At 56.6% G+C, this 12,746-nt stretch carries 8 protein-coding genes and 1 pseudogene; all 9 read left to right on the forward strand.

What is annotated here, in order from left to right; all coding sequences use genetic code 11:
- Positions 1-211 precede the first annotated feature (211 nt).
- Positions 212-527 (forward strand): annotated as a pseudogene (locus L6D80_RS05065) (IS3 family transposase); the annotation flags it as partial.
- A gap of 521 nt (positions 528-1,048) precedes the next feature.
- Positions 1,049-1,552 carry a type VI secretion system contractile sheath small subunit gene (gene tssB / locus L6D80_RS05070; protein WP_054902680.1) on the forward strand — a complete coding sequence of 168 codons (504 nt, stop codon included), beginning with the start codon at positions 1,049-1,051 and terminating at the stop codon, positions 1,550-1,552.
- Between the two features lie 34 nt (positions 1,553-1,586).
- Positions 1,587-3,125 carry a type VI secretion system contractile sheath large subunit gene (gene tssC, locus L6D80_RS05075; protein ID WP_054902681.1) on the forward strand — a complete coding sequence of 513 codons (1,539 nt, stop codon included), beginning with the start codon at positions 1,587-1,589 and terminating at the stop codon, positions 3,123-3,125.
- 20 nt (positions 3,126-3,145) lie between these two features.
- Positions 3,146-4,501: a type VI secretion system baseplate subunit TssK gene (tssK, locus tag L6D80_RS05080; RefSeq protein ID WP_054902682.1), complete on the forward strand. Its 1,356-nt coding sequence runs from the start codon at positions 3,146-3,148 to the stop codon at positions 4,499-4,501.
- On the forward strand, positions 4,498-5,178 hold the full coding sequence (tssL, locus tag L6D80_RS05085) for a type VI secretion system protein TssL, short form (protein WP_054902683.1): 681 nt from the start codon (positions 4,498-4,500) through the stop codon (positions 5,176-5,178). The genes tssK and tssL overlap by 4 nt, the downstream gene beginning before the upstream one ends.
- A gap of 371 nt (positions 5,179-5,549) precedes the next feature.
- On the forward strand, positions 5,550-6,914 hold the full coding sequence (locus tag L6D80_RS05090; RefSeq protein ID WP_223849216.1) for an OmpA family protein: 1,365 nt from the start codon (positions 5,550-5,552) through the stop codon (positions 6,912-6,914).
- 13 nt (positions 6,915-6,927) lie between these two features.
- A complete protein-coding gene (locus L6D80_RS05095; RefSeq protein ID WP_054902684.1) occupies positions 6,928-7,419 on the forward strand; it encodes an Hcp family type VI secretion system effector in 492 nt (163 codons plus the stop codon).
- 148 nt (positions 7,420-7,567) lie between these two features.
- Positions 7,568-10,222 (forward strand): type VI secretion system ATPase TssH, encoded by a 2,655-nt coding sequence (gene tssH, locus L6D80_RS05100; RefSeq protein ID WP_176512924.1) that lies wholly within the window; start codon positions 7,568-7,570, stop codon positions 10,220-10,222.
- 2 nt (positions 10,223-10,224) lie between these two features.
- Positions 10,225-12,732, forward strand: coding sequence for a type VI secretion system Vgr family protein (locus L6D80_RS05105; protein ID WP_176512832.1), 2,508 nt, complete (start codon positions 10,225-10,227; stop codon positions 12,730-12,732).
- Positions 12,733-12,746 lie beyond the last annotated feature (14 nt).

Here is a 12,746-nt window from a genome sequence, read left to right on the forward strand (position 1 = left end):
GTTGCTGGAGAGGCGCGTTGAGCGTTCCGAGCATCTAGCCCTGAATTTCAGGTTCAGGAGCTCGTACATGGCACTCTCAGATGCAACCGCTCGCCAGGCCAAGGACTACACCCTCGGCGATAGCGATGGCTTGTCACTCGGCGTGACGGCTGCTCGCGCAGGGTACCAACCCCTGCACCCACCGCCGGCACCAGCACCACACCCACATCCAAACTGGCAAAGCTTCCTGAGAGCCAACAATTTGGTCAGCAGCATGAGCCGGCGAGGAAACGGCCATGACAATGCCGTAGCCGAGAGCTTTTCCAGCTTTTCGAGCTTTTGAAGCGTGAGCGAATCCGATGAAACATCTACGCAGCGCGTGATGAAGCCCTCAGTAATACTTTCGATTGCATCGAGATGGTCTATTCCCTAAACGCCGACACAAAAGTGCTATGCAGCTATCGCCGGTGGAGTATGAGAAACGCTATTTTCTGAGCTTGGAGAGTGCTAGGAAACCAGCGGCGATTCAGTGCGCTGGTTCTGCATAGGTAAGAGGTCCTACGACTCTGCTTGAAGGATCCTGCATGTTGTGCAGGAAAAAGAGCTGGGGCAGGGCATTTTTAATTCTTTTACTAGAAAGTATGTACTATTGAGATTCCGAAAAGATTGGCAGTTTTTTTACTTCCGTCTGTGGGACGTTTCTGGTTTTGAGTTTGATGATTTAAATTATTGGGTGTTTGTGCATCGGTGCCTCCCATAGTCTGCTGGTTAAATATCATTGATATGGATCAATGCAATGCTGGTGCATTGGTTGCTTCTATTTGGCGTAACCCCATTGGGCCTTTGCAGCCAGGCACCCAGCCGAAGGTTTTTCTGTTGATTGTAGGAAGTTTCCTAGTTTTGTGCAGGGGGTGGCGAGAAATAAAAAAATGGTACATGTTTGGTTGGGAAATATTTCGGGTGTCGCGTTGCTGGCTATAAGGTGAGTCCCATTGCGTTTGCCGATGGGATTGAAATAGATCGTTGTCGGTGATGTCTCTGTCGTCGAGGCCCGCTTTCAGGAGGAATTATGGCTTCAAACAGTTTTCAGAATGAGGTGCCCAAGGCGCGCGTTAATATCAAGCTTGATCTGCACACCGGTGGTGCTCAGCGCAAAGTAGAGCTGCCGCTAAAACTCATGCTCATGGGGGACTACAGCAACGGTAAGGAGCAGCGTCCGCTGTCCGAGCGAAGCAAGATCAACATCGACAAGAATAATTTCGACAATGTGCTCTCTGAGCTTTCGCCAAATCTGAAACTGATTGTCAAAGATACGCTCGCCAATGAAGAGGGTGAGACGCCTGTGGAGTTGAGTTTCCAGCGGATGAAGGATTTCGAGCCCGAGCAGGTTGCTCGACAGATACCGCAACTACGTGCATTGCTGGCGATGCGAAACCTGCTGCGTGAGTTGAAAGCCAATCTTCTGGATAACGCAACGTTTCGTTCCGAACTGGAGCGAATACTCAAAGATGAGGCATTGAGTGACGAGTTGCGCAAGGAACTGGCTGCCCTTGCCCCGCAAGGCGAATGCTAGATAACCATCATTTCGACTCACGGGAAGCGAACACATGTCCGAAGAGCAATCCTCTGCGCAATCGCGTGGTGCCATTGTGCGGGTGGAAGACAGCCAGAATGTCTACCACGCCTTGTTTGAAAAAATAAACCTCGAACCCCTTGAGCAGATGGGCGGTATCGACGCCTACCAGAGTGTGGACGTTCTGTCTGAGGCAACACCCAATGAGCGTGTGACCGCGTCTGTAAGTGTTTTTCTTGAGCGGCTCAAGCAAGTCTCCCCGAAAGTGGAGCGGCTGGACAGGGCCCTGCTGGATGAGCACATCGCCTCGATTGATGCCCAGATCAGCAGTCAGCTGGACGAAGTGATGCACCATCCTGACTTTCAGCGGGTAGAGTCGATCTGGCGTGGGGCGAAGTCGTTGATCGACCAGACGGACTTCCGACAGAACGTCCGCATCGAGTTGTTGGATATCAGTAAAGCGCATCTGGCCCAGGACTTTGAAGATGCGCCGGAGATTTCTCAAAGCGGCATGTACCTGCATACGTATACTCAAGAATACGATACGCCAGGTGGTGAACCTATCGCGGCAGCCGTCTCAAACTACGAGTTTGGCCGTGGGGCGCAGGACATTGCACTGTTGCGGAATATCTCGAAAGTTGCGGCCTCCGCCCATATGCCATTCTTGTGCTCGATGGGCCCTGCGTTCTTTGGCAAGCAAACCATGGAGGAGGTCGCCGCGATCAAGGATATCGGCAACTACATGGACCGTGCTGAGTATATTAAATGGCACGCTTTCGCCGAAAGCGATGATGCCCGCTATGTCGGCGGTACATTGCCCTGTACTTTGGGGCGCCTGCCTTATGGGCCTGGTACGAATCCGGTTCGGCTGTTTAACTATGAAGAGCGGGTCAAGGGGCCGGACCACAGCAAGTACCTCTGGGTAAGCTCGACGTTCGCGTTTGCAGCCAATATGGTCAAAAGCTTTATCGCCAATGGTTGGTGCGTACAAATCCGAGGGCCGCAATCAGGTGGTGCTGTAACTAATCTGCCCATCCATCTCTATGACATGGGTACGGGCAGTCAGGTCAAGATTCCTTCGGAAATTATGATTCCGGAAACCCGCGAGTTTGAGTTTGCCAATCTTGGTTTGATTCCGTTGTCGTATTACAAGAATCGTGACTATGCGTGCTTCTTTTCGGCGAACTCAGCTCATAAACCAGCTATCTATGATACGCCTGAGGCCACCGCCAACAGTCGCATCAATTCTCGGCTGCCTTATGTATTCCTGCTTTCTCGCATCGCGCACTATTTGAAGCTCATTCAGCGGGAAAACATTGGTACCACCAAGGACCGTCGCCTGTTGGAACTGGAATTGAACAGGTGGATTAGCGGCCTGGTTACTGAAATGACGGACCCCGGTGATGACTTGCAGGCGTCTCATCCGCTGAGAGAGGCGAAGGTGGTTGTCGAAGATATCGATGACAACCCAGGCTTCTTCAGGGTCAAGTTGTTTGCTGTGCCGCATTTCCAGGTTGAGGGGATGGACATCAACCTGTCGTTGGTTTCTCAGATGCCGAAAGCTAAATCCTAACGACAACCCAGGAGCTTCTCATCGTGATCGATCGGCCTCTGTGGGCGTCCGGTGTGGTGTTGTCTGCGCAGCAGTTTCAGCAGCAGGCCCGCTTTGAATCGTGGACCAACCATGCTGTTGCTTCATTGGCATGGGTTCATCCATGGGGTATCAGGGCAGTCGCATTTGATGCGGATGCCCTGCAGCTGGGCAAACTCCTAGCCACTCGGCTGCAGGTGTGCATGCCCGATGGAACACTGATTGACACGGATCGGCTGGATCGGCTTCCCAGTGCCCTGGAGCTGTCCCGGGCGTTGCCTGACGCCCGTCAAGCGGCAACGGTGGTGCTCGCTTTGCCGCTGGAGCAGGCCAATGGCAACAATTGCCTGTTCGAGGGTGGCAGAGTTGAGCGCCCCGTCAGATACCGTCAGGTGTGGCGGGATGTTCAAGATCTCTACACCGATGAAGTGCAGTCCATCAGCGTGCTCGAACATGCCCTGAGCTTACGTCTGGAGGATGATGACAATGCCGACTACCTCACCTGCCCAGTAGCGCGCCTGATACGGGATGGGCGGGGTGGTTGGGAGATTGATCCGGTCTACATTCCCCCGTTGCTGAAGTTTGATGCGCATGCTGGATTGTTGCTTCAACTGGATAATTTGCTGACCCAGCTGTCCGCCAAGCGTGAGCGGCTGATGGGGATGCGCCGGGAGAGCAACCAGCGCATGGCAGATTTCGCTGTCGCAGATGTGACGTTATTCTGGCTGCTCAATGCGCTGAATACCTATCAGCCGGTGTTGGCTGACCTTAAAGCACTCCCTGCTCGCCATCCGGAGCTGGTGTACCAGCAGTTGGTGAAATGTGCTGGGGCGCTGTTGACGTTTTCGTTGGACCAGAGCGTCGAGGATCTTCCTGCCTATCAGCATGCGCACCTTGAGACTGTTTTCCCTCCCTTGATGCGTACGCTCTCCACATTGCTGGAGGCGAGCCTGCCGTCACGGGTGCTGGCGTTGGTACTCCAAGCGCGCAGCGCCAACCGATGGCAGGTGGCCCTGAACGATCCCCGTTTGCTCGAGCCCGGCGGGGCTGACTTTTACCTGTCGGTGCGCTGTCGGCTGCCCGCTGTGCAAGTGCAAAGCCAATTCCCACGGTTGTGCAAGATCGGCTCGCCTGATGATGTGGACTATCTCGTCAATGCAGCACTCGATGGCGTTCCCTTGAAACCCCTCAGCCATGTGCCTGCGGCGATACCTTTGCGTTTGGAGAACCAGTACTTCGCACTGGACCTGGAGCATGAGAAAGGGCGTGCCATGTTGGCGGACGGCGTATGCGCGCTCTATGTGCCGAGCGTGTTTCAGGACGCCACACTTGAGTTGTTCGCGGTGCTGCGCTCATGAGTCTCGTTCAGCAGATACCCGGCGCAGCCAAGGCGGATATCGACGCCCTGCTACAGGATACCTACTTGCTAGTCGTCGAGTTGCGTCACGGCACCGGGGCACATAGTAGCCCGGAACTTTGGCCGCGTTGCGTGGCGGATGTCGAGCATGTTCGGGCCTCCCTTCAGGAGGATGGCCTGGATCGCCATAGCATCGAGCTTATCAGCCATGCCCAATGTGCCTTGCTGGATGAAACAGTGCTTGCGTGCGCTGAAGGTAAGGCCCATGAGGACTGGGCAATGGAGACCCTGCAGGCCAAGTTTTTCAGCAGTCATCAGGCGGGGGAATCGCTTTATGAAGACATGCGTACCGTGCTGCGGGAGGCCTCTGCACACCCTTATGTCTTCACGGTCTTTCAGCGGGTGCTGATGCTGGGTTTTCGGGGGCGCTACCGCGATGTGAATCACCCAGAGCGACAGCAACTGTTCGCTGCAATCGATGCGCATGTACCGCCCCTTGACTCAAGTCAGTCCCTGGTCACCCAGATAGGGCGTGCTTCATACCTTCCGATGTGGGGTTGGCTGCAGTCTCCTCTGGTCCACGTGGTAGCCGCATCTGGCCTGCTGATAGGCCTCTGGTGGGGGCTTGACCATACGCTGGGTGAGGCAGTGGCCTCGCTCCTGCCGGTGCAGGGGTGAGCGGGGTGCAACTGAGACAGGAGCAGGGGCTCTGGCTATGGGCCGGAACATTGTCCTTGCTGCTCATTGCCATGCTCCCGCTTGCTGTTGAGTGGCAGCTCACGACCGCCGTGGGTGTCACGGGCGCAGTATGGGCAGCGTGGCGCCGAAGCAGGCGTATTGCCGGCGGCGAGGGGCATGAACTGCAGTGGTGCAAGGGCACTAGCCTACCTGCTGGGTCCTACCGGCATCCGGTTGTCCTGGTGGTAGGCGATTGTCTGGCTGAGCTGTTTGGTCCTTTACCCGCTGAGCAATGGGCGTTGCGGGTAACCGGGGAGGGTTGCTATGTCCGGGGGGCCGACGCGTAGAAGCTGCGCACGACGGTTGCCAGTTTGCTGCTGCAAAGGCCTGAATGGAATGAACAGCTGAGTGTCATGTGGGTGGTGGATCCTACCCTCCATGCAGATGTTGCAGTGTTGGCGAATGAGCTGCGCAGCGTGTACCGCCAGGTAGTGAGGTTGCGCGAACGTGGTCGCCCACTGTCGCTGCTGGTGGTGGGCTATTTCCAGAGCACTTCGCAGGCTTCGGCCTGGTTTACCTGGGCAGCGGCCAAATCGAGCGTGCAAGTGCATGAGTCAGGTGTGTGCATGAGCCTGGCGCAATGGCAGGGGTGGAGCGCGGATCCTGATCTGCGGGCTGCTCGACTACGAGACACGGTGCAATTGAACGCTGCTGCTGGCTGGTTGAACGACGTGTGTATGTCGCAAATGCGCGTGCGGACTTCTCGTCAGGAGATCGCAGCCACCACCGTTGCTGTTGCATGGGCACCCAACTCCGGCAAGCGCCATGACAACAACCTATGGCACCGCTGGCTGCAGCAGCGGACCGGGCTGAGCTTTGACCAAGGTGCGACGGATGATGCCAATGCGGTATTGCCGTTCCCTGATGCTCTGCTCCATTTGCTGCCTCGCGGTGCTCGAAAAAGGAGGCAACACAAAACGGCGCTGGTGGGGGTCTGGCTGTTTGTGTTGGCAGCCTCCGTCGCTTTGGTCAGTTCTGCATGGCAGAACACGTTGCTGGTACGCCAGGTCACCGAAGACTTACGGCGCTATGCCACTGCTTCGATGAGCGCTAAGCCTGACAAGGGGCTCCAGCGAGAGGCCGCGCTGGCTGTGCTTCACCAAGATGCGCAACGCCTGGACACCTATTACCGCCAAGGTGCGCCCTGGTCGCTGGGCCTTGGCTTGTACCAGGGCGAAAAGCTACGCCCGTCATTGCTGGCGGTCATCAACGGCCACCGTATCCCGACGATGCCTCAGGCTTCGCCCGACAGGCCTCGAATGGTTCGCTTGGACAGCCTCTCGCTTTTCAGCAGTGGCAGTGCGCAGCTGAAACCGGATTCAACCAAGACCCTGGTCACTGCATTGGCGGGCATCAAGGCCCAGCCAGGTTGGCTGATTGTGATCACGGGGCATACGGACGCGACGGGCAGCGACGAACAAAACCTGCGTTTGTCACGAGCACGTGCGGCTGCAGTACACGACTGGATTCAACACATGGGTGACATCCCCAGCAACTGCTTCGCGGTGCAAGGTCTGGGAGCCAGCCAGCCAGTTGCAAGCAACGACACGGAACAAGGACGGTCGGCCAATCGCCGAGTTGAGATTCGCCTGGTACCGGAGGCGGGGGCCTGCCTGTCCTCGACTGCGGCCTCTGGGCTGCAACCCCTGTCGCATTCCGCGACCTCCAACATTTGAGAGGACTTTCTAAATGGCTATTCCTGTTTACCTGTGGCTGAAAGACGATGGCGGTGCCGATATCAAAGGATCGGTCGATGTCAAAGACCGCGAGGGCAGTATTGAAGTGGTCGGCCAAGATCATGATCTTTATATTCCCACCGATAACAATACTGGAAAGTTGACCGGCACGCGCATTCATACGCCGTTTGTTTTTACAAAAGAAATCGATGCATCCTCCCCTTATCTGTACAAGGCCGTGACAACCGGACAGACGCTCAAAGAAGCAGAGTTCAAATGGTACAAAATCAATGACGCTGGCCAGGAAGTTGAGTACTTCAACACCACGCTGGAGAACGTCAAGGTCGTGAAAGTTGCACCCAAGATGCACGACGTAAAAGACCCGGCAAAAGAAAAGCATAACCATCTGGAGTTGGTCGAACTTCGCTACGAAAAAATTACCTGGACCTACAAGGATGGAAACATCATCCATGCTGACTCTTGGAATGAACGGACCACCGCCTGATAAAGCTCGGCCGTCGGTCAGCATTTGCTGATGGCCTCCAGTGTATTGGGTTGAGCGTCCGCGCGCGGGCGCTCAGCCAAGTACACCTCGGTTTCAAATACGTCCACTCACGACGTTACGTTGGTCATTGACGACAAGGATGCCCTGTATGGCACATGATCCTACCCGCTTGCTCCGCCGTCTCAACGCTTATTGCACCCAGGCACTGACGGCGGCAGCGTCGTTGTGTCAGGCACGCGGGCACAGTCATATCAGTATTGAACACTGGTTGTTGAAGTTGTTTGAGCAAGGCGATGGCGATCTGGTGGTCATTGCCCGTCGCTACGGGTGGGATGTGGATGCCATGTGGCAAGGATGGCTTGAGTACTTTGACACCCTGCCGCGCAGCGTACTCAGCAAGCCCCAACTAAGTCCCGAAGTACAGCAACTGATCAGCAGCGCCTGGCTTCTGGCATCGATGGATCGCGACTGTGAGCAATTGCGCTCCGTGCATTTGTTGTCGGCCTTGGTTGGGACACCCGACTTACTCAAATGCTCAGCCGCTTGGCCTCTATTGGGTATAGGTTCAACACAACTGCAACAGGTGGAGGCCCTGCTTGAGTCGGATTCGGAAGAAAGGCAGTCGGTGCAGACCGTGTTGTTCAACCCCTCGACAGGACGCAGGGCCAAGCCAACAAGCGCCGCAGATAGTGATGTGGCACAGCCAGCGATACTCGATCAGTTCAGCCATGATGTAACCGCCAAGGCGGCAGCGGGGCAGATCGATCCGGTCTTCGGACGTGACGATGAAATCCGTCAGGTGATTGACGTACTGAGCCGTCGCCGCAAGAACAACCCCATCCTGGTAGGTGATCCTGGTGTCGGAAAAACCGCCCTGGTTGAGGGGCTTGCTTTGCGCATTGCCAGCGGCGAAGTCCCAGATAGCCTGAAACCGGTGAGCATCCGTACGCTGGACCTGGGGCTGCTTCAGGCTGGAGCCGGGGTCAAAGGTGAGTTCGAGCAGCGGCTCAAGAACGTGATCGATGCCGTCCAGCAATCGAAAACACCCATCCTGCTATTTATCGATGAAGCGCATACCCTGATCGGTGCTGGCAACCAGGCTGGGGGCGCTGATGCTGCAAACCTGCTGAAACCTGCCTTGGCCCGTGGCGAGTTGCGTACCATCGCTGCCACGACCTGGAACGAATACAAGCAGTACTTCGAGCGCGATGCTGCGCTGGAGCGGCGCTTCCAGCTGATCAAGGTGGACGAGCCGGATGATGCCAATGCTTGCTTGATGCTGCGTGGGCTAAAAGCGCGATACGCCACCTATCACGGTGTGCACGTTCAAGACGTAGCCGTGCAGGCGGCGGTTAGTTTGTCTCGGCGTTTTCTGACGGGGCGCCGCCTGCCGGACAAAGCGGTTGACCTGATAGACACCGCGTGCGCACGCGTTCGCATGAGCCTCGATTGTGAGCCGCAGGCGCTGGTCCAGCTGAAGTCGCAAAAGACGGCCCTGACTGCAGAGCGAACTGCGTTGGCGCGGGATGCACAACTTACCGGCAAGGTGATTGAACCCCGCCTTGCGAAGATCAACGCCCAGTTGGTTCAACTGGAGAGCCAGCAGGCCGCGCTGGAGCTGCAGTACCAACAAGAACTTGAACTTACGAAGCAGTTGCTCAATGTCCGTAAGGCCGAACAGGTCGATACAGCGGACTGCGCGCAGTTACAAAAAGAACTGAGCTACGTACAGGGGAGTCGGCCGCTCCTATCGCTGGATGTTTGCGCCCGCAGTGTGGCTGAAGTGATCGCCGACTGGACGGGGGTGCCCCTTGGCAGCTTGCTCAAGGACGAACAAGCCAACTTGTTGAACCTGGAAGATCAGCTGGCCGAACGCGTTGTTGGTCAGGCCTCGGCCCTGCTTGCACTCGCTCAACGCCTACGTGCCGCGCGAACAGGGTTGACGAGCGACAACGCACCGATGGGCGTTTTCCTGCTGGTCGGCACCAGTGGCATCGGCAAGACGGAAACGGCGCATGCTCTGGCCAGTAGCCTGTTCGGCGGAGAAAAGTCGCTCATCACCCTCAACATGTCCGAGTACCAAGAGGCGCACACCGTCAGCCAACTGAAAGGGTCACCGCCTGGTTATGTTGGCTACGGCCAAGGTGGTGTGCTCACCGAGGCCGTTCGCCAGCGCCCCTACAGCGTCGTGTTGCTGGACGAAGTCGAGAAGGCCCACCGTGATGTGCTCAATCTGTTCTACCAGGTGTTCGATCGCGGCTTTATGCGTGATGGTGAAGGACGGGAGATCAATTTTCGCAATACCGTCATCCTGATGACCTCCAACCTGGGCAGTGATCTGCTGCAAGGTTGGGTGGAGCGACAGCCAGATATCGAAGACGCCGCACTGCATGACCTGTTGCGGCCCGTGCTGCGCGCGCACTTCCAGCCGGCACTGCTGGCGCGCTTCCAGACATTGATCTTCCGCCCACTGGATGCGCGTGCGCTCAAACGGATTGTCGCGTTCAAACTCGATCAGGTTGCCAGGCGTTTGCAGCGTCATTACGGCTTGCAGTGCGAGGTGGACAACTCGCTCTACGAAGCCTTGGTCGCCGCCTGCCTGCTGCCTGATACCGGCGCTCGCAATATCGACAGCTTGCTGAACCAGCAGATCCTACCGATTTTGAGCCAACAGCTGCTGCAGCGCCAAGCCCTGGGGCAGCCAACTCAAACGGTAACGCTAGGGTACTGCGAAGACGCCGGCATCAGTTTGAGCTTCTCGGATGAAAACGATGCAGCGTTGCTGGCTGCCGAGAGGGCTTGATCATGGCGAAGCCATTACTAGGTTCCATCCATAATCACTACATGCTGGAAGTCGATGAGCTGGATGACGTCGAACTCGATGTACTGTCCTTCAAAGGCGAGGAATGGCTGAGCCAACCGTTCAAGTATACGGTGGCGTTTACCTCTCCCACGCAGGACATCGATGCTGCCAAGGTCCTCGGGAAGGATGCCAGTTTTCAGATGGGTTCGTCAGGGCAGACGCAGCCCAATCCGATCCCTGGCGCAGCGTCACGCACGTTGCATGGCGTGATCACAGGGTTCAAGCGCATCTCCAGCTCCAAGGATGAAGCCCGTTATGAGGTGACCCTGCAGGCACGACTGGCGCTGCTCAGCCGTGGCAAACAGTACCGGATTTACCAACATCAGTCGGTTCCGGAAATCGTCGAAAGCATCTTGCGCAGCCGCCACCAGTTCGAAGGTCAGCACTTTCTGTTCGACCTGGTTCGCGAGTACCCCAAGCGTGAACAGGTCATGCAGTACGGTGAAAGTGACCTTGCCTTCGTCAGCCGTTTGTTGGCGGAGGTTGGCATGTGGTACTGCTTCACGCACAACGACAAGCTGTCGATTGATGTTGTCGAGTTTCACGATCACCAACGCCATTATCAGTTCGATGTCAGCCTGCCCTATCGGCCGTTGTCGGGCCTGACCAGCAGCGGGCAGGATGGCGTTTGGGCGCTGCAGGTCAGCCATGAGGTGGTGGAGCAGCACATCAATGTTCGTGCTTATCACCACCGCGATGCTGCGGCTTCCCTGGAGGGGGGCGTGGATCATAGCCGGGGGGCGACCGCTACGTACGGCGAGGGCTACCACTACGGCGAACCCTTTACCGCGCTGGGTGACGCAATTGCCCAGGATGAGGAATTGGAGAGTGAAAGTGGCTACTTCTACGCGCGCTTGAACCATGAACGCTTCCTCAACGGGCAAACCCGCTGCAGTGGCATCAGCAGCAGCGTGACACTCGCCCCAGGGCAAGTGGTCACAATCACTGATGGGGCACCGCAGGTCTTTGAGCCTGGGGTCGTCATAACGCATCTGACCGTCGAGGCTGCACGGGACCGTAGTCTGGAAGTCACCTTCGAGGCGATTCCCTACTCAGAGTCGATATGCTTTCGACCCCCACTGCCGAACAAGCCACAGATCGCGGGCACGGTGCCGGCGCGGGTCACCAGTACCCAGCAGAACGATCCTTATGGCCATATCGACCTGGAGGGTCGCTACCGAGTGAGCTTCCTGTTCGATCGGGACAGTTGGAGAGCGGGCGAGGAGAGTGTTTGGCTACGGCTGGCGCGACCTTACGCGGGGGACACCCATGGCCTGCACCTGCCGTTGATCTGCGGCACCGAAGTGGCGGTGGCGTTCGAGCAAGGCAACCCGGACCGCCCCTACATCGCGCATGCCCTGCACGATAGCCAGCACCCCGATCATGTAACGCTGCGCAACTACAAACGCAACGTGTTGCGCACACCCGCGAACAACAAGTTGCGCATGGACGATACGCGGGGGCAGGAGCACATCAAGCTCAGTACTGAACACAGTGGTAAGAGCCAGCTCAATCTGGGGCATCTGGTCGATGCCGATCGCCGGCCTCGCGGGGAGGGCGCGGAACTGCGCACCGATGGGCATGCCGCGATCCGTGGCGGCAGTGGCATCTTCATCAGTGCTGATGCTCAGCCTCAAGCCCAAGGGACAATGCTGGAGATGGGAGCAGCGTTGGCTCAGCTCAATAACGCTCTGGCATTGGTGAACGCACTGGCGCAAAGCGCAGCTGTGTCGGGAGCATTACCAGCTGATAATCAGGCCCAACAGAGCCTGCGGGAGGCATTGGCGCGGCTCAAAGATTCGGGACTCCTTGCCTCGGCACCCGCCGGGATAGCTATGGTTACACCTGCAAACATCCAACTATCGGCAGAAAACTCTATTACAGCTACGGCTGGTGATAGTGCTGACTTCAGCCTATTCAAACGTTTTAGCGTGGCCGCAGGTGAGGCAATCAGTCTGTTCGCCCAAAAGTTAGGGCTCAGATTAATTGCGGCTCGTGGCCCTGTGGACATTCAGGCACAAAGCGATGCCATGACGTTACAAGCAGACAAGAAACTTGCTTTAAATAGCAGTAATGGCGAGATCGTTCTCAATGCCCAACACGGCATCACCCTGGTTAGCAGAGGTGCCTATATCAAGATAAAAGACGGATCTGTTGAGATCGGTGCCCCGGGTGAACTGCATATCAAGAATGACAATATCGCTTGGGGAGGTACTGCCTCATTGGAGAAGGCCCTGGCACCGATGATTCTGGAAGATCCTGTTTACAGCAATCCCATGCAAGGTGGCTTTCAAGTTAGAGATAAAGTCAGTGATAAGCCAAAACCTTACGTACGGTATCGAATTGAAGCTGCCGACGGCAGCGTGCTGAGAGGCATGACAGATGGGAATGGTTATACACAATCCCACTATGGAATTGATCTTCAAAGCATAAAGTTATTCTTTGAGTAACTTCGGAGTGATAG

The organism is Pseudomonas ceruminis, from assembly GCF_021602025.1.
Taxonomy (GTDB): Bacteria; Pseudomonadota; Gammaproteobacteria; order Pseudomonadales; family Pseudomonadaceae; genus Aquipseudomonas; species Aquipseudomonas ceruminis.